This window comes from Rhizobium rhizoryzae (assembly GCF_011046895.1).
Taxonomy (GTDB): domain Bacteria; phylum Pseudomonadota; class Alphaproteobacteria; order Rhizobiales; family Rhizobiaceae; genus Neorhizobium; species Neorhizobium rhizoryzae.
This window is the reverse complement of record NZ_CP049250.1, coordinates 2455067-2477957: the sequence shown is the minus strand read 5'-3', so window position 1 is coordinate 2477957 and position 22891 is coordinate 2455067. Positions and strand designations below refer to the sequence as shown.

The 22891-nt window shown below is 57.6% G+C and carries 20 protein-coding genes; 12 read left to right on the top strand and 8 right to left on the bottom strand.

Going from position 1 to position 22891, the window contains the following annotated elements; genetic code table 11:
* Positions 1–10: 10 nt before the first annotated feature.
* Positions 11–1666 (bottom strand): tannase/feruloyl esterase family alpha/beta hydrolase, encoded by a 1656-nt coding sequence (locus tag G6N80_RS17740; protein ID WP_165135722.1) that lies wholly within the window; start codon positions 1664–1666, stop codon positions 11–13.
* A gap of 140 nt (positions 1667–1806) precedes the next feature.
* On the opposite strand from G6N80_RS17740, the gene G6N80_RS17735 reads away from it, so the two are divergent.
* Together G6N80_RS17735 and G6N80_RS17730 are read left to right on the top strand one after the other, a co-directional pair.
* Complete coding sequence (locus tag G6N80_RS17735) at positions 1807–2361, top strand: RBBP9/YdeN family alpha/beta hydrolase (protein WP_165135719.1); 555 nt, start codon at positions 1807–1809, stop codon at positions 2359–2361.
* Positions 2362–2477: 116 nt separating this feature from the next.
* Positions 2478–4244, top strand: coding sequence for a sensor domain-containing protein (locus G6N80_RS17730; protein ID WP_165135716.1), 1767 nt, complete (start codon positions 2478–2480; stop codon positions 4242–4244).
* Positions 4245–4293: 49 nt separating this feature from the next.
* Here G6N80_RS17730 and G6N80_RS17725 read toward each other — a convergent pair whose 3' ends face one another.
* Positions 4294–4605 carry a DUF1476 domain-containing protein gene (locus G6N80_RS17725; protein WP_162249569.1) on the bottom strand — a complete coding sequence of 104 codons (312 nt, stop codon included), beginning with the start codon at positions 4603–4605 and terminating at the stop codon, positions 4294–4296.
* Between the two features lie 237 nt (positions 4606–4842).
* On the opposite strand from G6N80_RS17725, the gene purC reads away from it, so the two are divergent.
* The 9 genes from purC to G6N80_RS17680 all read left to right on the top strand — a co-directional run bounded on the left by purC (position 4843) and on the right by G6N80_RS17680 (position 12426).
* Positions 4843–5607: a phosphoribosylaminoimidazolesuccinocarboxamide synthase gene (gene purC, locus G6N80_RS17720; RefSeq protein ID WP_062554317.1), complete on the top strand. Its 765-nt coding sequence runs from the start codon at positions 4843–4845 to the stop codon at positions 5605–5607.
* Positions 5608–5625: 18 nt separating this feature from the next.
* A complete protein-coding gene (purS, locus tag G6N80_RS17715; RefSeq protein WP_165135713.1) occupies positions 5626–5868 on the top strand; it encodes a phosphoribosylformylglycinamidine synthase subunit PurS in 243 nt (80 codons plus the stop codon).
* A 121-nt stretch (positions 5869–5989) separates the two neighbouring features.
* Positions 5990–6664, top strand: a complete 675-nt coding sequence (purQ, locus tag G6N80_RS17710; RefSeq protein WP_165135710.1) for a phosphoribosylformylglycinamidine synthase subunit PurQ — start codon at positions 5990–5992, stop codon at positions 6662–6664.
* A gap of 28 nt (positions 6665–6692) precedes the next feature.
* Positions 6693–7082 (top strand): hypothetical protein, encoded by a 390-nt coding sequence (locus G6N80_RS17705; RefSeq protein WP_165135707.1) that lies wholly within the window; start codon positions 6693–6695, stop codon positions 7080–7082.
* A 160-nt stretch (positions 7083–7242) separates the two neighbouring features.
* On the top strand, positions 7243–7827 hold the full coding sequence (locus tag G6N80_RS17700; protein ID WP_165135704.1) for an acyloxyacyl hydrolase: 585 nt from the start codon (positions 7243–7245) through the stop codon (positions 7825–7827).
* A 261-nt stretch (positions 7828–8088) separates the two neighbouring features.
* Positions 8089–10296: a phosphoribosylformylglycinamidine synthase subunit PurL gene (purL, locus tag G6N80_RS17695; RefSeq protein ID WP_165135701.1), complete on the top strand. Its 2208-nt coding sequence runs from the start codon at positions 8089–8091 to the stop codon at positions 10294–10296.
* 84 nt (positions 10297–10380) lie between these two features.
* Complete coding sequence (locus G6N80_RS17690; protein WP_062554311.1) at positions 10381–10614, top strand: BolA/IbaG family iron-sulfur metabolism protein; 234 nt, start codon at positions 10381–10383, stop codon at positions 10612–10614.
* A gap of 144 nt (positions 10615–10758) precedes the next feature.
* A complete protein-coding gene (grxD, locus tag G6N80_RS17685) occupies positions 10759–11094 on the top strand; it encodes a Grx4 family monothiol glutaredoxin (RefSeq protein WP_062554310.1) in 336 nt (111 codons plus the stop codon).
* Positions 11095–11220: 126 nt separating this feature from the next.
* Entirely contained in the window at positions 11221–12426 is a 1206-nt protein-coding gene (locus G6N80_RS17680) for a multidrug effflux MFS transporter (protein ID WP_062554783.1), read from the top strand.
* 49 nt (positions 12427–12475) lie between these two features.
* Here G6N80_RS17680 and G6N80_RS17675 read toward each other — a convergent pair whose 3' ends face one another.
* The 5 genes from G6N80_RS17675 to cckA all read right to left on the bottom strand — a co-directional run bounded on the left by G6N80_RS17675 (position 12476) and on the right by cckA (position 20959).
* On the bottom strand, positions 12476–13291 hold the full coding sequence (locus tag G6N80_RS17675) for an inositol monophosphatase family protein (RefSeq protein ID WP_062554309.1): 816 nt from the start codon (positions 13289–13291) through the stop codon (positions 12476–12478).
* 8 nt (positions 13292–13299) lie between these two features.
* Positions 13300–14184 carry a tRNA 2-thiocytidine(32) synthetase TtcA gene (gene ttcA / locus G6N80_RS17670; protein ID WP_210300715.1) on the bottom strand — a complete coding sequence of 295 codons (885 nt, stop codon included), beginning with the start codon at positions 14182–14184 and terminating at the stop codon, positions 13300–13302.
* Positions 14185–14236: 52 nt separating this feature from the next.
* A complete protein-coding gene (alaS, locus tag G6N80_RS17665) occupies positions 14237–16897 on the bottom strand; it encodes an alanine--tRNA ligase (RefSeq protein WP_165135698.1) in 2661 nt (886 codons plus the stop codon).
* A 157-nt stretch (positions 16898–17054) separates the two neighbouring features.
* Positions 17055–18143, bottom strand: a complete 1089-nt coding sequence (gene recA, locus G6N80_RS17660) for a recombinase RecA (protein ID WP_062554308.1) — start codon at positions 18141–18143, stop codon at positions 17055–17057.
* Between the two features lie 185 nt (positions 18144–18328).
* Positions 18329–20959: a cell cycle histidine kinase CckA gene (gene cckA, locus G6N80_RS17655; protein ID WP_165135695.1), complete on the bottom strand. Its 2631-nt coding sequence runs from the start codon at positions 20957–20959 to the stop codon at positions 18329–18331.
* 321 nt (positions 20960–21280) lie between these two features.
* Here cckA and G6N80_RS17650 point away from each other — a divergent pair, with 321 nt between their 5' ends.
* Positions 21281–22366, top strand: a complete 1086-nt coding sequence (locus G6N80_RS17650) for a flagellar biosynthetic protein FliO (protein ID WP_246251432.1) — start codon at positions 21281–21283, stop codon at positions 22364–22366.
* Between the two features lie 87 nt (positions 22367–22453).
* Here G6N80_RS17650 and dksA read toward each other — a convergent pair whose 3' ends face one another.
* Positions 22454–22873 (bottom strand): RNA polymerase-binding protein DksA, encoded by a 420-nt coding sequence (gene dksA, locus G6N80_RS17645; RefSeq protein WP_062554305.1) that lies wholly within the window; start codon positions 22871–22873, stop codon positions 22454–22456.
* Between the last annotated feature and the right edge of the window lie 18 nt (positions 22874–22891).

The following is a 22891-nucleotide window of genomic DNA, read 5'->3' as shown; positions in this document are numbered from 1 at the left end:
TTTTTTCAGATCACTTGCAGGCATAACGCCCTTCGTCCTTGGCACCGGTCGCACCCGACGCAACTGTCACGCTGGGGTAAGGGCAATAGACATACCTGGACCCAGACAGGTGCGCCGCTTCCTTGTTTCCGGGCGTAACACCCGCAGCAATGCTCTCGGGCTTTGTGCCTTGTTCGACCCACGCCACCAGCGGCGAGAAGAAGTCGAAATCATCGTAGGATGGACCACCGGCGCCATGGGGCATGCCGGGAATCCGATAAAGGCGGGCGAAATCTGAGGCCTTGCCGCCGTTGTTCTGGTCGAGCTTCTGATACCAGTTGACCGTGTCGACTACCGAAAACACTGGGTCGGCATTGCCGTGGAAGACAATCAACTTGTGTCCGGCCTCCCTGAATGCCTTGAGGTCCGGATTGTCCGTACCCGGCGGTATCATGAACTGAACTGAGGATTCGGTGAAAGGTGGCTCAGAGGCGAAGATCTTGGGCGCATCCTTGTCGAAGTCGAACTTGAGCAGGAAGTTTTGCAGCTCATCCGGGGTGCCGCCCACCTTGACGGGTGGCGTTGTAAAAATCTGTGCCAGCGAGGACGCACCTTGAACACCGATGATCGGCTTCTTTCCCCAGGCGTCAACGGCGCTTTCCAGCTTCCACCCCCGCCAGTTGCCGGACGCCATGCCGGGATCCCAGGTCCAGGAACTATAGAGATTTTCACCTTTTCTGTTTTTCGGTCCGCCCTGAATTTTCACCAGTGCGGCAACTTGCGCAGCCGTCAGGCATTCCTTGTCGCCTTCCTTGGCGCATTGAAGCGCCTGCGGCTTGAACGTGGTCTCGCAGGCATCTGCATTGGAAACGATACCATCCTTCACGCCGTCCGTCATATCGCACGCAGCCAGAATGCCTTTGGCCAGAAGGTTCATGTCGTCACGGGAAAAGGCCTTGGCAATGTCGGGGTTCAGGCTAGCCCATGTCTGCACGTCCCAGGCATGCTGCACCGCTGCCTTCGGCAGGTTCAACCCCGGATATCCGGCGAGCAGACCGTCGAAGGCGGCAGGCATGCGGGACGCGGCCACCAATGCATGTCGTCCGCCATTGGATGACCCCATGCCGTAGGCAAAGGCCACCGGCTTTCCGTAATATGTCTCGACCGCCGCGCGGGCTAGCGGTTGCAGCTTGGCAACAGCGCCATAGCCATAATCGATGCGGGCCTGCGGATCGAAGCCAAAGGCCGCACCACCGGCAATACCTCGCTCGGCATACGCCTTGCCGTCATGTCCTGCATCGCTGGAAACCACAGCATAGCCGCGAGAGAGTGCCGTCTGTTTCTTGTCTCCGCCCATGACAGGGCCGAGGGCTGGAACCACGGTTCCATCATTGCCGCCGTTGAACTGATGAACGAAACGTCCGTTCCAGGTGTCTGGCAGTCGCAGCTCGAAACGGATCGCATAGCTCTTGCCGTCGACACCTGTTCGCTGCCCGGTCAAGCCGCGAACGATGCAATGCGCAACCGGCATCTCGTCTGTAGCGGGTGTTGCAACGGCCTCCGTTACGTTAAGCCCTGCCACAAAGCTCTCCCCCTTCGGCAGGTCCGCACAAGTCAAAGCATAGGCGGCATCAGTTGCGGCAAAAACTGTCAGGCAGGACGCACTCATGAAAATGACTGACTTCATACTTTCCTCCTCGAAGTGTGAGCTTCATTCCCGAAGTGAGGCTAACATAACAATTTCATTCGCAACAGTAATAACTGAAAACAAAAATCGTCTCTGATCCGGGCTTGACGCATTCGCTCGTCAGTCGCAATTAAGGGGCCATGAAAGCATCAGACGCAGATATTCTCATCGTTCCTGGCTACACGAATTCCGGGCCCGAACATTGGCAAACCCGATGGCAGAGCCGGTTGCAAACGGCGCGGCGTGTGGAGCAGGCCGAATGGTCGAAGCCCGTTCGCGAGGACTGGGTTGCTCGCATCGTTGAGGAAGTGAATTCAGCAACGCGTCCGGTCGTGATCGTAGCCCATTCGCTGGGCGTTCCGACGGCCATTCATGCGATCCCTCATTTCCGCAAGAAGGTCGCAGGCGCCTTTCTCGTTGCGCCGCCCGATGTCACCAATCCGGAGATTCGACCGAAGCATCTGATGACATTCGGGCCCTATCCGCGGGATCCTCTGCCGTTCCCATCGCTCACGATTGCAAGCCGTAACGATCCGTTCGGCAGCTACGATCATGCAGACGACATCAGCAATGCCTGGGGTTCGCTGCTGATTGATGCTGGCGAGTCGGGCCATATCAATGCGGAGTCGGGTCACGGTCCGTGGCCGGAAGGGACGATGGTTTTTGCCAAGTTTCTGGCAAATCTCAAGCCGTGACGAATGCCGCGCTCGGGCCTTTCGCATTCACAACCACGGATATGCGTTACGTTAAGAGATGCTTAACACGCACTTGCTAGCGTTGATAAAAGCATCAACGCTAGGGTTGGCTGCGGATGAAACCTGAGACGATGGCCGTTTCTCCTAAACAGGGGGAACTGGCTGCATATATCACCTGCATCGATACTCTTCCTCTGCCAACAGCTGTTGTTGAGCCTGGAGTCGGTCGCTTTGTTCACGCGAACCAGGCTTTCAAACAGCAGTGGGTGGCCCGCAGTGTCTCGGATCTGACATCCCTCATCCATAGCGACGATCTGGTCAGTGTTTCAGCACTTCTTTCGGAGAGACCGGCAGATACGTCACCCGAAACCACGCGCTCGACACTGATACGCGTTCCGATGATCGACGGCAGCACTCGATGGGCGAAAGCCTTCGTCAGCCCGTTTCGACTTGATCTGGCGCCGAATGCAACCCTGCTCATGGTGCAACTTGTCGACTTTACGGACGACAAGCTGATGGTGGATGATCTCGTCGCACGAGAAACGCGTTGGAACAGCGCACTGGTCAGCTCGGAATCCGGCGTCTGGGACCACGATTATCGCGCAGGCCGCAAGTATTATTCGCCAATCTGGCGGTGGATCCGCGGAATGTCGCCTGCCGATCCCCTGCCCGCCTCCAAGGAAGCCTGGCTCAATCTGGTTCACCCGGACGACCGCTCCTTCACGCTTCATGCCATGGAGCGACAGGAGGCCGGAGATCCGGCTTTCCAGGTCTTTGAATACCGCGAGCGTCACAAGGACGGCCATTGGGTATGGATCGAATGTCGTGGCGCCTGCATTGATCGTGACGAAAATGGACGCGCCATGCGCGTCGTCGGCACAGACAATGACATTACACCCCGGAAGGATGCAGAACACCGTGCCGCCAAAATCGCGCGCCGCCTCGAGATGGCGCTCGCCATCTCCGGCGTCGGCGTCTTCGAAGCGGATTTGACGGCCGGCGAGGTGGACTGGGATGTCCGCATGTACGAAATTTTCGGGGTTCCCAAAGGCGAAAAAATCCGCCTTGGTGTAACGTGGGAGAGCTTTCTCCGTCCGGACGATCGGGAACGCGTGCTGGCCAATGTCAGCGCGCATCACGGGCGCGAAGGATGCTTCTGGGATCGCTATCATGTCACTCTTGCCGGCGGCGAAGAGCGCATCATCAAAAGCTGCAGCATGACGTTTACTGACGTTGACGGTCATCTGAAGCTGGTTGGCGCGAATTGGGACGTGACGAATGACGTTTTGCTGCAACAGGAACTGGAAAGAGCAAAAAGCCTCGCCGAGGCGCGCAATGCAGAACTGGAAGCAACCCGCGATCAGATCGAGCACAATGCGCTTCACGATTACCTGACAGGCCTGCCGAACCGTCGCTATCTGGATCTGGCGCTGGATCAGTTGTCGAAAAGCTGCAGCCTGAAAAATCGCAGTCTTGGTCTGCTGCATATCGATCTTGATGGCTTCAAGCAGATCAATGACGGATTCGGCCATAGTGTGGGTGATGCCGTCCTTTCCCACGTTGCCGAACAGTTGCGGCAGATTGCTGGGGCGAGAAACTTCGTAGCGCGCGCGGGCGGCGATGAGTTCGTGGTGCTCGTGCCCTTCGCTGGAACGCCCGACAGGCTTTCCATTCTGGCAAACAGGATCGTTGTGGCGATGAGCAGGCCCTTCCGATATGGCGACACGCTTTGCCACTTCGGCGCGAGTATTGGCGTGGCCTACGCATCCGGCTCATCCATTAACGGTCATCAGATTTTGCTGGATGCGGACACGGCACTCTACGAGGCCAAGCACAGCGGCAAGGGGCGCCATGCAGTCTTCGACGCGGCGGCATGTCGCTGACACAGAATCGGGGGCCGAGGCAACGTTCCCGCTGCCTCGGAAAGGCTTGTCAGGTGCGCATCTCTTCAAGGATTTCGATCAAGAGTGCATGCATGCGCGATGTGATTTCGTCTTCATTCAAAACGACGTTGGCAGCAGTAAAGTCTTGCCGCAATCTGTCGATAAGCTGAACATCAGTGGGATGCTCGACACCCCATTCAGCAAGATTGGTTGCATAGCCCAAAGGATCCTGCGCCCCCATGGTTTCTGCCGCCCAAAGGCCGATCAGCTTGTTTCGTCGCGCTTCCGCGCGGAAAAGCCAAGTCTGTTCCTGGGTGTATTTCATTTCGAGCGCTTGCGCGCGGTCACGCATCGTAATCATCAACATCCCCTGTTTCAGCCCTTCGTTCAGAAGCGAATTATTGAAGGCCGATAGAATGATGCACACCAATATTTGCGGAAGCGTGTAACGGCACGGTGAATAAATGCTTCCAATTGACAATCAACAGACCGGTTCTCCATCCACGCGCATTGTGAAACGAGACAATTTCCGTTATGGGACCGCTCAATCCTATTCCACAGCGCAGCGCAATGCGCACGAACAACGAGACAAGATGTCATGAACCGTCGCCGCCGTATTTACGAAGGCAAGGCCAAGATCCTTTATGAAGGTCCCGAACCGGGCACGCTGATTCAGTTCTTCAAGGACGATGCCACCGCCTTCAACAAGAAGAAGCATGAGGTGATCGATGGCAAGGGTGTGCTCAACAACCGAATTTCCGAGTATATCTTCACCCATCTGAACAAGATTGGCATCCCTACTCATTTCATTCGCCGCCTCAACATGCGTGAGCAGCTGATCCGCGAAGTGGAAATCATTCCGCTGGAGATCGTTGTACGCAATGTCGCGGCCGGATCATTGTCGGAGCGTTTGGGTATCGAGGAAGGCACTGTTCTCCCCCGTTCGATTATCGAATTCTACTACAAGTCCGATGCCCTTGCCGATCCAATGGTTTCCGAAGAGCACATCACTGCTTTCGGATGGGCGAATCCTGCGGAACTCGACGACATCATGGCGCTCGCCATTCGCGTCAACGACTTCCTGTCCGGTCTCTTCCTCGGTGTTGGCATCCAGCTGATCGATTTCAAGATCGAATGCGGACGCCTGTTCGAAGGCGACATGATGCGCATCATTCTGGCCGATGAAATCTCGCCAGACAGCTGCCGCCTCTGGGATATCGAGACCAGGGAAAAAATGGACAAGGATCGCTTCCGCCGGGATCTGGGCGGCCTTCTGGAGGCCTATTCCGAAGTTGCGCGCCGTCTCGGAATCATCAACGAAAACGAGCCGATCCGCGGAACGGGTCCGGTTCTCGTACAGTAAGCCGTCAGGGAGCAAGCAGTGATCAAGGCACGTGTTACCGTCACTTTGAGGAACGGTGTTCTGGACCCACAGGGCAAGGCCATTGAAGGCGCGCTGGGCAGCCTCGGTTTCGAAGGTGTCCATCAGGTTCGGCAGGGCAAGGTTTTCGATCTCGAGGTCGAAACCGGCGATCGTGCGAAGGCCGAAGAAGAAATCAAGGCCATGTGCGAAAAGCTTTTGGCCAACACTGTGATCGAGAACTATTCGATTAGTCTTGCTTAAACCATTTTTCGGGCAGCTCATCCCTGCCCGAAGTCCCCATTGTGCGAGTCCCTGCAGGGCTCGAACATAATGCGTATTGAGTAGACTGCCTTCTTTGCAAAATTCTGTTGAGGTCAAGCCCATGAAATCCGCCGTCGTTCAATTGCCCGGTCTGAACCGCGACCGTGACATGATTGCAGCTCTCACGCGCATTTCCGGTCAGGCGCCAGTCACCGTTTGGCAGACCGAAACGGATATCCCGGATGTGGATCTGATCGTCATCCCCGGCGGCTTCTCCTACGGCGACTATCTGCGCTGCGGTGCAATCGCCGCCCGGATGCCTGTCATGGACGCTATCCGCCGCAAGGCCGAGGCTGGCGTGAAGGTGCTTGGGGTCTGCAATGGTTTTCAGATCCTGGTGGAAGCAGGCATGCTTCCCGGCGCGCTGATGCGGAATGTCTCGCTGAAGTTCGTCTGCAAGGAAATCAAGCTTGAGGTCGTGAACGCCGATACGGATTTCACCCGCGCTTACGAGACGGGCCAAATCATCCGCTGCCCGGTAGCTCACCATGATGGCAACTATTTCGTGGAAAGCGAAACGCTCAAGTCGCTCGAAGACAACAACCAGATCGTCTTCCGCTATGCCGAAGGCACCAACCCTAACGGTTCGCTGTCGGATATCGCTGGCGTGGTGAACAAGCAGGGCAATGTGCTTGGCATGATGCCGCACCCGGAAAATCTCATCGAAGCCGCCCACGGCGGTAATGATGGACGCGGCATCTTCGCCTCGGCTCTCGAAGTCGTTGCGGCTGCCTGACCAACCGCCAGAAATATCGAGAAGACATATGCACAAGTTGACGACCGGCCTCGTGACAATTCTGGCAGCAACAGCGGTCACGGCCTGTCAGTCCGATCGTCAACAGCCTCAGCCCCAGAACCGGGCTGCGCTGCCCACCATGGAAAGGGTAGCGCTCGCGGCCAATTCCTGCTGGTTCAAATCGGGTGACGCGGCGTTCAAGGATTATCGTCTCGCGCCAGAACTGAATTCCTTCTCCGGCCGTCCTCGTATTCTGGCGGTGCCGCGCCACAGTCCCGAATCAAGACCCCTTCTCGTCGTCCAGGCGGAGGGGAATCCCGCTCGGCTGGACGCATTTGGCCCGCTTGCCGATGGCCCCCAGGGCGCCCGCATCAAGCAGGATGTGGTGCGCTGGGCAAACGGCGGCAAAAACTGCTGAACCGCCCGCCCTGTTGTGGCAAAAATGTGATCTTCGAAAACAATCGCCCGAGCGGGACTCCGGTTCGTTCAAGGTTGCTTGCCGCTATAGTTAACTAACGCCTAATCTACCTCCAGAGATTCGCTGCCTTACCGAAGGCGGCCACGGGGGCGGTAGATCTATGACGCACAAGCTGGTTTCGAGCCTGATCGGAACAACTGCCATTCTGCTTGCACTGTGTTCGCCGGTGATGGCGGCAGACACCGCAATCGCCCCTGGAGCCGGCCCCATCTTCGACGAAGCCCGCTTCGGAGCCTATGGCGCAATCGATAATACATACAGCAACGATGAAAAGGGGTTCTTCGTCACCGGCATGCTGTTTTTCGATCCGTGGGATCATGACAATGCACAAGGATGGCAGAAGCTCGCCCGCCCCCGTGTCCATGTCGGTGCTGACATCAGTACCGCTGGCGAAACCAACCAGGCCTATGCCGGTTTTTCCTGGACCTTCGACCTGAACGAACGCTTCTTTCTTGAGGCCGGTTTCGGCGGGAGCGTGAATGATGGCAAGCTCCGATTTGATGGGGGACGCGGCCCCTATCTTGGCTGCCATGCGCTGTTTCACGAATACATGGCGGCAGGCGTCAACGTAAACGATAACTGGCGCGTCATCGCCCAGGTCGAGCACTCGTCCCATGCCGGGCTTTGCGGCGATTGGAACAGCGGCCTCACGCGCGCAGGCGTGCTCGTCGGCTACAAGTTCTGAAGCATGCCGTAGCTAAAAGTGCGCAGCGGTTTTGCGAAAACGACATGCGTTGAAACAAAGAGACAAAGCGCCAGGAGCGAATCTGAAAGATCGCGAAACGCTTTCGCCCGCAAACCGGTCGCTGAACCACACATCCTAAGGGCCACCCACAGCCCTGCGCATTCGAAGTGAATCATATGGGCGTGGCAGGAAATTTCCTGTCGCGCCCATGCTTCTTCTAGGATAAAGAGACGCCAGCCCGGACCGCCTGTAGGGAAGACGATGACTATTCCGAACCAGATCGCCATTACACCAGAACTTGTTGCTGCCCACGGACTGAAGCCTGATGAATATCAGCGCATTCTTGACTTGATCGGCCGCGAACCGACCTTCACCGAACTCGGCATCTTTTCTGCAATGTGGAATGAACATTGCTCATACAAGTCTTCCAAGCGCTGGCTGCGCACGCTGCCGACCAAGGGCCCGCGCGTCATTCAGGGCCCTGGCGAAAACGCTGGCGTGGTGGACATCGATGACGGTGACTGCGTTGTCTTCAAGATGGAAAGCCATAACCATCCGTCCTACATTGAGCCCTACCAGGGCGCGGCAACCGGCGTCGGTGGCATTCTCCGCGACGTCTTCACCATGGGTGCGCGTCCGGTAGCAGCCATGAACGCCTTGCGTTTCGGCGCACCGGATCATCCAAAGACACGCCATCTCGTTTCGGGTGTCGTATCCGGCGTCGGCGGTTACGGTAACTCCTTCGGCGTTCCCACTGTCGGTGGCGAAGTCGAGTTCGACCCGCGTTATAACGGCAATATTCTCGTCAATGCCTTTGCCGCTGGCCTCGCAAAGAGTGATGCCATTTTCTATTCGAAGGCTGAAGGTGTCGGCCTCCCTGTCGTCTATCTTGGCGCTAAGACGGGCCGCGATGGCGTCGGCGGTGCAACCATGGCATCGGCGGAATTCGACGAATCCATCGAGGAGAAGCGTCCCACCGTGCAGGTCGGTGATCCCTTCACCGAAAAATGCCTGCTGGAAGCCTGCCTGGAACTCATGGCAACCGGCGCCGTGATCGCGATCCAGGACATGGGCGCGGCTGGCCTCACCTGCTCTGCTGTCGAAATGGGCGCCAAGGGCGACCTCGGCATCGAACTCGATCTCGACAAGGTCCCGGTTCGCGAAGAGCGCATGACCGCCTATGAGATGATGCTGTCGGAAAGCCAGGAGCGTATGCTCATGGTTCTGCGTCCCGAGAAGGAAGAGGTGGCCAAGGCCATCTTCGTCAAGTGGGGACTGGATTTCGCGATCGTCGGCAAGACGACCGATGACCTGCGCTTCCGTATCCTTCATCAGGGCGAGGAAGTAGCAAATCTTCCCATCAAGGAACTCGGTGACGAAGCACCGGAATACGACCGCCCGTGGCAGCCTTCTGCTGCGCGGCCTGCCCTGCCCGCGGAAAACGTTGCCGCTCCAGGCGATTATAATGATGCGCTGCTCAAGCTTGTCGGTTCGCCGAACCAGTCCAGCCGACGCTGGGTCTATGAGCAGTATGACACCCTGATCCAGGGCAATTCCTTGCAGCTGCCCGGCGGCGATGCAGGTGTCGTGCGCGTGGAAGGCCATGCAAGCAAGGCGCTTGCGTTTTCGTCGGACGTCACGCCCCGCTATGTCGAGGCTGACCCGGTCGAAGGCGGCAAGCAGGCTGTTGCGGAATGCTGGCGCAACATTACCGCAACCGGTGCCGAGCCTCTGGCTGCAACAGACAACCTGAACTTCGGCAATCCGGAAAAGCCAGAGATCATGGGCCAATTGGTTGGCGCAATTCAGGGTATCGGTGAAGCCTGCCGCGCGCTGGACTTCCCGATCGTCTCCGGCAACGTCTCGCTGTATAACGAGACCAACGGCGTCGCGATCCTGCCGACACCCACCATTGCGGGCGTTGGCCTTTTGCCAGACTGGTCGAAAATGGCGCGGATCGGAACAGCCAAGGACGGCGATGTTGTGATCATGATCGGCGTCGATGGTTCCCATCTGGGATCGTCAATCTACCTCCGTGATATCCTGGGTTCGTCGGAAGGGCCAGCTCCGCAGGTCGATCTGAAGGCTGAGCGTCGCCACGGCGATTTTGTCCGCGGGCTCATCCGCAACGATCAGGTCACGGCCTGCCACGATATCTCCTCCGGCGGATTGTTGCTCGCGCTGGCAGAAATGGCGATGGCCTCCGGAAAGGGTGCGAAGCTTTCGCTTGGTGAATGCAAGGGGCTGCCTCATGCACTGCTCTTTGGCGAAGACCAGGCCCGCTATGTCATCGCTGTACCGGCCGATCTGGCGAACTTCGTCTGCGCAAGCGCAGAGTCGGCGGGCGTTCCTTTCCGTACCCTTGGAAATGTCGGTGGCAACACCCTTGAGGTTGACACCCTGGTACGGGTTGAGGTTGCGCAGCTTGTTGAGGCACACGAAGGCTGGTTCCCCACCTTTATGGCGTGACAGGCATCAAGACGCTTTGAGAATCCGCGGAAATTTGGCACTCTGGTCGAAAACAACCATACCTAACAAGGAAGGAACGACCAGATGCCGATGCGTCCCGGTGAAATTGAAGACATGATCAAGGCAGGGATTCCGGGTGCCAAAGTCACAATCCGGGATCTGGCAGGCGACGGGGACCATTACGCAGCCGAGGTTGTTGCAGAAGCATTTCGAGGCAAAAGCCGGGTCCAGCAGCATCAAATGGTCTATGAGGCCTTGAGGGGCAATATGGGCGGCGTTTTGCACGCGCTGGCCTTGCAAACATCAGCTCCAGACTGATCTTCACCCGGACTTCGTCGATAGAACCATCACACGAAATCATAGATGCAATCGCATTTACCGACTGGAATTCAGCGGATTTCGTGATAATAAGCTAACCATAATATCTGGACCTTGACTCCAGATAAGAAAAGGAAATCGATCATGAGCGGTATTCATGAGCTGATCGACAGCGAAGTGAAGAGCAACGATGTCGTGCTTTTCATGAAGGGAACACCTCAGTTCCCGCAATGTGGTTTCTCTGGCCAGGTCGTACAGATTCTCGATTACCTCGGCGTGGATTACAAAGGCGTCAACGTTCTTGCCGACGCAGAAATCCGCCAGGGTATCAAGGACTATTCAAACTGGCCGACCATTCCCCAGCTCTACATCAAGGGCGAATTCGTAGGCGGCTGCGATATTGTGCGCGAGATGTTCCAGTCTGGCGAACTGCAGACCCATTTCCAGGATCAGGGCATCGCCGTACGCGGCGCGGCCTAAACGGGCCTCAACCAGCTCTGCTGGCTAACTTCAAGTTTGAGGCGCCGCTGTTTTGCGGCGCCTTTTCATTTTCGGGATTTTTTCGTGAAACCTGCGACCAACACAGCTCCTGCACGCCTTCAGGGCATGGGCAAGGCGGAGTTCATTGGCATGATGGCAATGCTGATGGCATTGAACGCCTTGGCCATCGACATCATGCTTCCTGCTCTTCAGGAAATCGGTGCCGACCTCAAGGTCGAAGACGTGAATGAGCGGCAGTTCATCGTGTCCTCCTACCTCTTCGGCTTCGGTTTTGCCCAGTTGGTCTACGGACCAATTTCCGATCGCTTCGGACGACGTGCACCGATGATCTTCGGTCTTGCGGTCTATATTATCTGCTCGCTAATGATCGTGATCGTCCCCTCATTCGGCATGCTCCTGCTCCTGCGGTTCATTCAGGGTGCCGGAGCGGCCTCGACTCGCGTCATCACTGTCTCTATCGTCCGTGACGTGTTCGGTGGTCGTGCCATGGCCGAGGTCATGTCACTCATCATGATGGTCTTCATGATTGTACCCATCATCGCACCGGGCACGGGACAGGTCATCATGCTGGGCGGCAACTGGCATATGATCTTCCTTTTCATCGCCATCATGGCCGCCGCGATCATGGCGTGGATGATGATGCGCCTACCGGAAACACTGGCGAAAGAGGACATCCGTCCACTGACGCTCAATTCGATCCTCGGCGGATTCCGCATCGTTCTGACGAACCGCGTCGCGCTGTGCTACACGATCTCTGCGACATTCATCTTCGGGGCGCTTTTCGGGTTCATCAATTCAGCGCAGCAGATCTATGTCGGGATATACGGGTTGGGACCATGGTTTCCAGTCGCCTTCGCAGCGGTGGCAGCCTTCATGTCTCTGGCTTCATTCATCAACGCCCGGCTCGTGGGTCGTTTCGGAATGCGCAAGCTGTCACACGGCTCTCTTCTCGGGTTCATTCTGGTGACGTTCGTCTGGCTGACAGTTCAACTGCTCAGCACGGAACCGATGCCATTCCTGCTGTTCCTGGGTTTCTTCGCGCTGGCCATGTTCCAGTTCGGCTGGATCGGAGCAAACTTCAACTCACTGGCCATGGAACCACTCGGACATGTCGCCGGAACAGCATCGTCTGTCCTCGGCTTCATGAGCACGATCGGAGGTGCCGCCATCGGCGCAGTGATCGGACAAGCGTTTAACGGAACAGCCCTTCCCATGGTCGCGGGCTTCTTCAGCGTTTCGATCATTGGATTGATCTTTGTGCTGATCGCGGAGAAGGGGAAGCTCTTCCAGCAGCACAATCCACGCGTTTGATCCAAGCGACCCCGATGCGTCTGCCTCGGGGTCGATCTCGACGGCTTTGTCAGCCAATGATTTCGCGGCGCAGGATCTCCCAGCTGTCCTTGCTGGTTGCCGCAAGCAGACCGCCCGTAAATTCCGACGGTCTGTAGGGCGAGCCATCGAATTTTGCGACATGCCCTCCCGCTTCCTGCACGATCAGTGAACCGGCCACATGATCCCACGGCATCAGCTTATTGTAGATCACAAAGTCAACATGGCCGCTTGCGATCGTTCTGTACTCCTGCGCGGAGCACCGGTAACTGGCAAAGAAGCGGACCTTCGCAAGGTTGGTGAGGACGCGTAAACGCTCCTCATCAAAGAAATAGGCGCCCGATGCCATCCCATACATCTGGTCAAGCGGCTTGGCCTCTGCGACGGCAAGACGCGCTGACTGCCCATCCGGCCTGCGAGCGAAAGCACCGCCTCCCTTCTCGGCCATGACCCAGTCATCACTCATCGGATCATAAATGATCCCGGCCACGGCCTCACCTTTGTAGACAACCGACGCCATGACGCCGAACGCCGGAATGCCGCTGGCGAAATTGAAAGTGCCATCTACCGGATCGACGATGACCGCGAGTTCTGCATCCTTCAGCTTCCCCAATAGATCCGGGTCTGACGCAACAGTTTCCTCGCCAATAAAAAGCGCCTGCGGTGCCAGACGCTCGACCTCCGCCTTGATGAAGCGCTCTGCCTGTTCATCAGCCTCGGTCACCAGATCCGAAGGCTCCGATTTCCGACGCACGTCATGGGCCTCCAGGCGCCGGAAACGAGGCACGATTTCGCTTTTTGCGGCCTGTCTCAGAACATCCGCAAGTACAATAACATCAACGGGCATGAATGACCTCAACTCTTGGGGGAAGGCGTCAGACCCGCAAAGTCGAACAGGTTCGGGTCCAGCAAATGGGAAGGATTGACATGGGAAAGCGCCCGCAGCATCCGGTCCTTGCGACCGGGCATCTGCAGTTCCATGGTCGATAGCATCTGCTTCATGGCATTGCGCTGTAGCCCATCCTGGGAACCGCAGAGATCACACGGAATAATGGGAAACTGCATCAGCGCTGCAAACTTGGCCAGATCTTCTTCCGCGCAGTAGGCAAGCGGCCGTAACACGAACAGATCGCCCTCGTCATTCAACAGCTTCGCCGGCATCGCCGCCAGGCGTCCGCCGTGAAAGAGGTTCATGAAGAAGGTTTCGAGAATATCATCCCGGTGATGACCCAGAACCAGCGCGTCGCAGCTCTCCTCGCGGGCAATACGATACAGATTGCCGCGCCGCAGCCTGGAACAGAGCGAGCAATAGGTTGCGCCCTCTGGCACCTTTTCCTTCACGACGGAATAGGTATCGCGATACTCGATCCGATGCGGGACGTTGATACCCTTGAGATAATCCGGCAGGACATGCTTTGGAAAATTCGGCTGACCTTGGTCGAGGTTGCAGGCGATGAGATCGACCGGCAGCAAGCCGCGCCATTTGAGATCCATCAGCAGCGCCAGCAATGAATAGGAATCCTTGCCGCCTGAAAGGCCGATCAGCCACCGCTTCTGCGAGCCAAGCATATTGAAATCTTCAATCGCCTGACGGACCTGCCGCAGAAGCCGCTTTCTCAGCTTGTTAAACGCTGTTGTCTGTGGAGCATGCGCATAGAGATCGTTGGGAAAAGAATTCTCAACGTCAGCCGCGTCGTCCATATCTTCAATCGGCGCTGCCAGCGTCACGCTTTTCTCCATCCGAATGAACCCGGTCTCGCAAGAAAAGAAACCGGGCTCTCTTATTCGCGTCTCAGCCTGCGATCGCCGCGGCAACGGCCTCGATCGCCGCCTCGGCTTGACTTCCGTCAGGACCACCGGCCTGCGCCATGTCAGCACGACCACCGCCGCCCTTTCCGCCAAGACTTGCCGAGGCAACACGGACGAGATCGACGGCACTGAGGCGAGCCGTCAGATCTTCGGTCACACCGACAACCGCGCTCGCCTTACCATCATCACTGACAGCAATCAGCAGCACGACCCCGGAACCGAGAGAAGACTTGGCGTCGTCGACAAGACCCTTAAGGTCCTTTGCATCGACGCCGGTTACGGCCCTACCAATGTACTTGACGCCGTTGACGTCACGAGCCTCTGGTGCAGCTGCGCCTTGAGATCCACCCATGGCAAGTTTCCGGCGCGCATCCGCAAGCTCCTTCTCGAGCTTCTTGCGTTCATCCATCAAGGCTTCGACACGGGAATAGACATCGGTTGGCTGCACCTTCAGCAGCCCCGCCAGAGCCTTCACGCGCTCATCCTGCTCAGCAAGATAGGCCCGAGCGCCTTCACCAGTAACAGCCTCGACGCGACGCACGCCCGAACCGACCGCGCTTTCGCCCAGCACACGCACCAGACCGATATCGCCCGTAGCGGAAACATGGGTGCCACCGCAAAGTTCGATGGAATACGGCTTACCGGCCTTGCTACCCTCAATGCCGGTGCCCATAGACACGACACGAACCTCATCGCCGTACTTCTCGCCGAAAAGCGCCATGGCGCCTTCGGCAATGGCATCATCCACACTCATCAAGCGCGTTGTGACCGGCGCGTTCTGCAAGATGATGGCATTGGCCATGTCTTCGACCTTCTGCAGTTCCTCCGCAGACATCGGCTTTGGATGAGAGACGTCGAAGCGAAGGCGCTCCGGCGCGACCAAAGAGCCCTTCTGAGCGACGTGCGTGCCGAGAACTTCACGCAGCGCCTCATGCAGCAGGTGCGTTGCGGAATGGTTGGCACGCAGCCTCGACCGGCGAGTATGATCGACCGTCAAGACAACTGCATCTCCGACCTTCAGACCGCCTTCGGCAATGGTGGCCGAGTGAACGAACAGCCCTTCACCCTTCTTCTGCGTGTCGGAAACAATCACCTTGGCATGATCCGTCGAGATCATACCGGTATCGCCCATCTGACCACCCGATTCGCCATAGAACGGTGTCTGGTTGACAACGATCTGGATCTTGTCGCCGGCAACCGCCTTGTCGATTGCCACACCGTCACGAACGATCGCCAGAACAACGCCTTCCGCAGCCTCTGTGTCATAGCCCAGGAATTCGGTGGCGCCGAATTTCTCCTTGAGTTCAAACCAGACACCTTCCGTCGCTTTTTCGCCGGAACCCGCCCAGTTTGCGCGCGCCTCAGCCTTCTGGCGCTGCATCGCATCGTTGAAGCCCGTCAGGTCGACGCCGATCCCGCGTGCACGCAGAGCATCCTGCGTCAGATCGAGCGGGAAACCATAGGTATCGTAGAGCTTGAAGGCGGTTTCGCCATCAAGCGAGTCACCCTTGTGCAAGGTCTCGGTCGCATCCGACAGAAGCGAAAGGCCGCGGGCCAGCGTGGTGCGGAACTTCGATTCTTCCAGCTTCAGCGTCTCGGAAATCAGCGCTTCGGCCCGATTGAGTTCCGGATAGGCGCGCCCCATCTCACCGACCAGAGCCGGAAGAAGCTTGTACATCAGGGGCTCGCGCGCGCCGAGCAATTGCATGTGGCGCATGCCGCGACGCATGATGCGACGCAAAACATAACCGCGACCTTCGTTTGAAGGCAGAACACCGTCGGCAATCAGGAACGCCGAAGAGCGCAGGTGATCGGCAATGACCCGGAAGCTTGCGGCCTGATCACCCTCAGCCTTGGCGCCTACAACATCTTCCGTCGCGGAGATCAGGGTCTTGAAGAGATCGGTTTCGAACACGCTCTGCACGCCCTGCAGGATGCAGGCCATGCGCTCGAGACCGAGACCGGTATCAATCGACGGACGTGGTAGAGGTGTACGCTCACCCGGCGCCGTCTGCTCGAACTGCATGAAGACGAGGTTCCAGAATTCGAGGAAGCGGTCGCCATCTTCTTCCGGAGAACCCGGAGGGCCGCCCCAGACATGTTCACCCTGATCGATGAAGATTTCAGAGCAGGGACCGCACGGGCCGGTGTCACCCATCTGCCAGAAATTGTCGGAGGTCGGGATGCGAATAATCTTGTCATCCGAGAAACCGGCGATCTTCTTCCAAAGCGATGCTGCCTCGTCATCATCCGCATAAACGGTTACCAGCAGGCGATCCTTCGGAAGGTCGAAACCCTTAGTCACCAGGTTCCATGCAAGTTCGATTGCCCGTTCCTTGAAGTAGTCGCCGAACGAGAAATTGCCGAGCATTTCGAAGAAGGTCAGATGGCGCGCCGTATAGCCGACATTGTCGAGGTCGTTATGCTTGCCGCCGGCGCGCACGACCTTCTGGGAAGTCGAAGCTGTCGTGTACGGTCTCGTCTCAAGTCCGGTGAATACGTTCTTGAACTGCACCATGCCGGCATTGGTGAACATGAGGGTGGGGTCGTTGCGCGGCACCAGCGGGCTCGACGAAACAATTTCGTGACCGTTCTTCCGGAAATAGTCGAGGAAGGTCGACCGGATCTCATTCACGCCACTCATGCAAAACCCTTCTATACCGCCAACCGCGGTCCCCATCTTTCAAAGCTTTTGGCTTTTAACGTTCTCGCTGAATACTGTCCAGCTTAACAAGAAAATGGCCACGCGGTTTACACCACGCAGCCATTCCAATGATCATGCAATCACTGCAAACGATGCATCAGGCATCCGGATCGCCATCGTCAGCATTGCTGTCCGGCCCACCATTCTGCAGGAAGCGATCTGCTATCAGACCGGCGTTCTGGCGAAGGGCGGTTTCGATCTCGCGCGCCAGTTCCGGATTTTCGCGAAGGAACGTCTTGGCGTTCTCACGTCCCTGCCCCAGCCGCTGGCTGTTGTAAGAGAACCAGGCGCCCGACTTTTCGACGATACCCGCCTTCACACCCAGGTCAACAAGTTCACCAGTCTTGGACACGCCTTCGCCGTACATGATGTCGAACTCAACCTGCTTGAAGGGAGGCGCCATCTTGTTCTTGACAACCTTCACACGGGTCTGGTTGCCGACAACCTCTTCACGCTCCTTGACCGCGCCGATACGGCGGATATCGAGACGAACCGAAGCATAGAACTTTAGCGCATTGCCGCCTGTCGTGGTTTCGGGCGAACCGAACATGACGCCGATCTTCATGCGGATCTGGTTGATGAAGATGACCATGCAATTCGAACGGGAAATCGAAGCAGTCAGCTTGCGCAGAGCCTGGCTCATCAGGCGCGCCTGAAGGCCCGGAAGGCTATCACCCATCTCGCCTTCGATTTCTGCACGAGGCGTCAAGGCAGCAACCGAATCGACCACGAGAACATCAACCGCACCGGAGCGAACCAGCGTATCGGTGATCTCCAGCGCCTGTTCGCCCGTGTCAGGCTGCGAGATCAGGAGGTTCTGGAGATCGACACCCAGCTTACGGGCATAGACCGGATCGAGAGCGTGCTCGGCGTCAACGAAAGCACACACGCCACCCTTCTTCTGGGCTTCAGCGATCGTCTGAAGGGCGAGCGTCGTCTTACCAGAGCTTTCCGGTCCATAGATTTCGATGATACGCCCCTTCGGCAGACCACCAATACCAAGCGCGATATCGAGACTGAGCGAACCCGTCGACACAGTCTCGATTTCGACGACACTTTCGTTCGCGCCAAGCTTCATGATCGAACCCTTACCAAAGGATCGTTCGATCTGAGAAAGTGCTGCCTCCAACGCCTTACTTTTATCCACTGACTTTTCCTCTACGAGCCGCAACGAATTCTGAGCCATGATTCACCTCTGGGTTAAGCAGCAGGGCTCGCAACGAACCAGCCGATGAATCATTTGTACCTATTTTGTTCTCATTTGGCAAGCCCCAGCTAAGAGCCTGACAACAATGGAAAAACGCGATCTTGTTCACTCTGCGTTCGCCACTAATTTAGCGTACGCCGTTTGTTCCCAACCACCTTTTGTTCTCAATCGTTCCGGTCGAGCATTTCCCGCACGGCGACAGCCAGTTGCTTCAGCGAGAAGGGCTTCGGCAGGAAACCAAACTTCGCATCGGCCGGAAGGTTCTTGGCGAACGCATCTTCCGCGTAGCCGGAAACAAAGATGAACTTGAGATCGGGATAGGATTTCCGCAATTCCCGCAACAGGCTCGGCCCATCCATCTCCGGCATGACGACGTCTGAAACGACGATATCGACCTTGCCCTCAAGCTCTTCCATTATTTCAAGTGCTTCGGTTCCCGAGCCAGCTTCGTGGACCGTATACCCTCTGGTCTCGAGCATGCGCTTGCCGCCCCGCCGTACCGCCTCCTCATCCTCCACCAAAAGGACGACGGCAGAGTTACCGGTGAGATCGACGTTCTCGTTGCTGGCAGCGGATACGGCCTGTTCAGATACAGCGGCGGACGGCGGCGCTTCCGCTGCTGCCCCACTGGCAGAACCGGTCGCCCCCGGAACGACTGGCTGAACTTCTGGAATGTGGCGGGGAAGGAAGACGCGGAAAGTCGTACCGACACCGACTTCTGATTCCGGATAGATGTATCCGCCCGATTGCTTGACGATTCCATAGACCATGGAAAGGCCGAGACCGGTTCCCTTGCCGACTTCCTTGGTCGTGAAGAAGGGTTCGAAGATCTTGTCCATGATTTCCGGCGGAATGCCGGTGCCATTGTCGGACACTTCAACCAGAACGAAGTCCTCGTTCGGGAGCCTTGCATTGGCGAAGCCGCCAACTTCGTCCCACGAGACATTCCTCGTCCTGATACGAATCTGGCCGCCACTCGGCATGGCGTCGCGCGCGTTAACACACAGGTTGATCAGCACCTGTTCGAACTGCGACAGGTCAGTCCGCACCGGCCAGAGATCGCGGCCATATTGCACGTCGAGCTTCACATTGGTGCCGGAAATCAGGCGATCCACAAGCATGCGCAGGTCGCCGACCACATCGGTCAGGTTCAGAACGGCCGGACGCATGGTCTGCTTGCGCGAGAATGCCAGCAACTGGCGAACCAGCACGGCCGCACGATTTGCATTCCGCTTGATCTCCATGAGATCCGCAAAACTCGCATCGGACGGACGCGCCTGCAGCAAGAGATGATCCGACGATAGGAGAATGGCCGTCAGGACATTGTTGAAATCATGCGCAATGCCGCCGGCGAGGGTGCCGACAGCATTCATCTTCTGCGTCTGCGCCATCTGCGTCTCGAGCGCTTTCTGCTCGGTCGTTTCTACAGCATAGATGATTGCAACCTCTTCCGGTGCCTCATCGCTCTCGTCGATCACCGCGTTGACGTAGAAACGCACGTGACGCGCTTCGTCACCTGGATGGCGGCAATCAATCGGCGCGATATCGCCCTGGCGATCCTTCGCAGCCGCCAGCGCACGCATCAGGTCGGCGCGCGCGCCTTCATGGATGATGACATCAAGCGTTACGCCTCGGTCAACATCATCGCGCGAGACCACGCCCGCAAACAGCCGCAGGAATGGTGCATTGATACGCAGGATCTTGCCGTCGCCCCCGATCGACGCGATAGCCATCGGCGTATTGTTGAAGAAGCGTGTAAAACGCATCGCCGAGGCAGAGCCGTCGGCACCCTCTCCGCGTGGCCGGTCGAGAACAATGGTCCGGCTCTCGCCCGGAGCACCGTCTCGCATGGAAGATACACTGTGCACCAGCCTGACGGGCAAGCTCTGCCCGTTCGCGCGTCGAAGGTCGAGATCGAGCGTCTCTGTCCGCGTCTGGCCGGCACCCGGCTGCACAGACTGGATAAGCGCCATCCCCTCGCCCGCAACAATGTCGGTGATGTTCATCGAACCGGGTGCAAACTTGGTCAGGTCGAGAGCCAGCCATTCCGCAAGCGTCGCATTCAGGTAGAAGATCTCGCCTTTTTTGCCCGCAGAGAAGAAGCCCGCAGGGGCGTGATCCAGATAATCGATGGCATTCTGGAGTTCGCGGAAAAACCGCTCCTGATCGTCCCGTTCAGCGGTAATGTCGGAAAGCTGCCAAACGTCGAAAGGCTGCTTCTGGTTGGCGGACTTTAGAATACGGGCTTTCAGCCGATACCAGTGCGCACCCGATCCGCTGCCCGAACTGCGTCCGAGCGGTTTCAGCAGGCGAAACTCCTCATGGCTCTCCCGCCCCTCGCGTAGCGCCGCCGTCAATCTGTAAAGCGCCTCGGTCGCTTCCTTGTTCTTTGAAAGCAGCGCCTCGAGGGATTGAGCATTGGCAGCCTTGGTTGCGCCGGTCAGCCGGCCATAGGCCGCGTTGGCATAGAGAATTCGGCCTCGCTCATCGGTCACCAGAATGCCGTCGGGATGACTGGCCAGGTAGGTGCCCGCGAATTCGTCCGAACGGCTCTGCGGCATGACCTCCACAAGACCGATGATCGACGAAACGATAAAGAAGATGCCGACCATAGCGAGGATGCCAAGGACGCCAAGGACGAACTCGTTGTTCATGGCCTCCTTGAACAGGACGAACGCAATCGAAACGCCCACGAGAATCAGCGCAAGCACAAGCAGCCGCAAAACGGTTCCGCTGCGTCTGCCGCGATCCACCAGCGGCGCATCCATGCTGCCTGTCGGCTGCGATTTCGTCATCACACCTCGCACTCTCGAAGCCGAGCCCAGACCCGCGCCAAGCGCGAACGTGGAATCGATCCAACAACTTCCATAGCAATTTGGCGAGGCCGCAAAAAGCGCCGCAGCAAAGAAACCCGTTGAGAAAGCAGTCTACGGCATTGTCTCGCTTCTGATTCCGGCCATATCTCGCACTGCAGGATGGCCGAAGCGGTGCTACGCATGGCTACTTGATCCATATCTTGCCGCTTGCTCAGGCCTGCTGGTAGGGTGAGCTTCCTGCCGTACGGGTCGAGATTGCTGAAACAGTTGGAGTAGAAGACAACCATGGTGGATGAATTCATGACTGCCTACGGGAGCCGCCTGGTCATCGCCGTCCTTGGCGTCGGCATTGGCCTCATGCTTTTGATCGGCATTCTTTATCTCATCCGCCGTCGCAGCGGACCCTCTCCCTTTCTGCGTGGCGGAAAGAACCGTCAGCCACGCCTCCAGGTGTTGGACGCGGCGGCAGTCGACGCCCGTCGTCGTATCGTTTTGATCCGGCGTGACAACGTGGAACATCTCGTCATGATCGGCGGTCCAACGGATGTCGTTATCGAAAGCGGCATTGGTGCGCCGCGGGATGGCGAAACGCTTGCCTACTCAACGGCGACCGCTCTGCCATCCGCAGCAAGTTCAGATGTTCGGCTCGAAGCTCCCGCTCCACAGCCTCAAATCGCCGCCGCCAAACCTGACGTTAATGTCGCGCCCACTGCACCGACAGCTTCAATTCAGCCCAAGAGCCCACCTGCCGAGGCGCAGGCGCCTTCCACGCCATCGCAACGGGCCCAACCGGCCAAATCCTTTGAGCCGGTGGTGGAGGCGGCAAAGCGTCCGCAGGCAGGGCAGAAGAAGCCTACCGTCATCGAGCCAGTCGTGATGGAGCCAGTTCCCACCGTTCAGACAGTGACAGAGCCGGTCCGTCCGACAAATGGCGCAACCGAAGTATCAAAGGCACCGGATATTGGTGCTGCCAGCGATGCGCTGGACGCAGCGCGCCGGCGCGTCTTCCAACCGACCGTGGACCGCAGCCCCGTACCTGCGCCTGCGAAAACAGAACCGGCGGTCCTTGATCCCGCTTCAGCAGATAAGCCGGTTCAAGCCGATCCTCCGGTTTCCCCTCCTCCCCAGCCGGTTGCCAAAGAACCGGACATGGAGGCAGCAAAGCCACGTTCTCTTGGCAGCGAATTCGATCGCATCCTTGAGGAAGAAATGGCCAACAACCTGTCAGCGCAAAAGAGCGACCCGGCGAAAGATAGCTTCACGCCCATGCTGCCGCGCAGGGATCCGGCAAATCCGCGGGTTACCGGCGCCACGGCGGAGCCAATGCTTCAAAACGAGATTGCGCGGATTTTCGGTGAAATGTCCGTGACGCGCGATGGGAAGTGAGTAGATCAGAAGATCTATGGCCGAAATAAAAAAGGCACGCTTGTTGGCGTGCCTGGAAAGTTTGAAGTCGGATCGGGTCGAGCGCGATTATTCGTCGCGATAAACCTTTTCCCGTCGCTCGTGGCGCTCCTGCGCCTCGATCGAAAGCGTCGCTATCGGCCGAGCATCCAGACGCTTCAGCCCGATTGGTTCGCCGGTTTCTTCACAATAGCCGTAGGTACCGTCTTCAATGCGCTGGAGCGCTGCATCGATCTTGGAGATCAGCTTTCTCTGTCGATCGCGAGCACGCAGCTCAATGGCTCTATCGGTTTCGGAAGATGCCCGGTCGGCAAGATCGGGATGATTGGCGCTTTCTTCAGCTAGATGGTCGAGGGTTTCGCGCGCTTCCCTCAATATGTCATTTTTCCAGGCTATGAGCTTTGCTCGGAAGTATGCCCGCTGATTGGCATTCATGAACTCTTCGTCTTCCGAGAGGACGTAGCTGCTAAGGTCGATCTTCTCACTCAACGCAATTCTCCTGGAGAA

Bases quoted from the DNA above. Each gene is read 5' to 3' on its own strand.
- G6N80_RS17735 (WP_165135719.1), top strand. From the start codon at position 1,807: ATGAAAGCATCAGACGCAGATATTCTCATCGTTCCTGGCTACACGAAT.
- G6N80_RS17690 (WP_062554311.1), top strand. From the start codon at position 10,381: ATGCCGATGCGTCCCGGTGAAATTGAAGACATGATCAAGGCAGGGATT.
- cckA (WP_165135695.1), bottom strand. From the start codon at position 20,959: ATGACGAAATCGCAGCCGACAGGCAGCATGGATGCGCCGCTGGTGGAT.
- G6N80_RS17650 (WP_246251432.1), top strand. From the start codon at position 21,281: ATGACTGCCTACGGGAGCCGCCTGGTCATCGCCGTCCTTGGCGTCGGC.
- G6N80_RS17700 (WP_165135704.1), top strand. From the start codon at position 7,243: ATGACGCACAAGCTGGTTTCGAGCCTGATCGGAACAACTGCCATTCTG.
- recA (WP_062554308.1), bottom strand. From the start codon at position 18,143: ATGGCTCAGAATTCGTTGCGGCTCGTAGAGGAAAAGTCAGTGGATAAA.
- G6N80_RS17680 (WP_062554783.1), top strand. From the start codon at position 11,221: ATGGGCAAGGCGGAGTTCATTGGCATGATGGCAATGCTGATGGCATTG.
- G6N80_RS17725 (WP_162249569.1), bottom strand. From the start codon at position 4,605: ATGATTACGATGCGTGACCGCGCGCAAGCGCTCGAAATGAAATACACC.
- purC (WP_062554317.1), top strand. From the start codon at position 4,843: ATGAACCGTCGCCGCCGTATTTACGAAGGCAAGGCCAAGATCCTTTAT.
- G6N80_RS17730 (WP_165135716.1), top strand. From the start codon at position 2,478: ATGAAACCTGAGACGATGGCCGTTTCTCCTAAACAGGGGGAACTGGCT.
- G6N80_RS17705 (WP_165135707.1), top strand. From the start codon at position 6,693: ATGCACAAGTTGACGACCGGCCTCGTGACAATTCTGGCAGCAACAGCG.
- purL (WP_165135701.1), top strand. From the start codon at position 8,089: ATGACTATTCCGAACCAGATCGCCATTACACCAGAACTTGTTGCTGCC.
- alaS (WP_165135698.1), bottom strand. From the start codon at position 16,897: ATGAGTGGCGTGAATGAGATCCGGTCGACCTTCCTCGACTATTTCCGG.
- G6N80_RS17675 (WP_062554309.1), bottom strand. From the start codon at position 13,291: ATGCCCGTTGATGTTATTGTACTTGCGGATGTTCTGAGACAGGCCGCA.
- G6N80_RS17740 (WP_165135722.1), bottom strand. From the start codon at position 1,666: ATGAAGTCAGTCATTTTCATGAGTGCGTCCTGCCTGACAGTTTTTGCC.
- grxD (WP_062554310.1), top strand. From the start codon at position 10,759: ATGAGCGGTATTCATGAGCTGATCGACAGCGAAGTGAAGAGCAACGAT.
- ttcA (WP_210300715.1), bottom strand. From the start codon at position 14,184: ATGGAGAAAAGCGTGACGCTGGCAGCGCCGATTGAAGATATGGACGAC.
- purQ (WP_165135710.1), top strand. From the start codon at position 5,990: ATGAAATCCGCCGTCGTTCAATTGCCCGGTCTGAACCGCGACCGTGAC.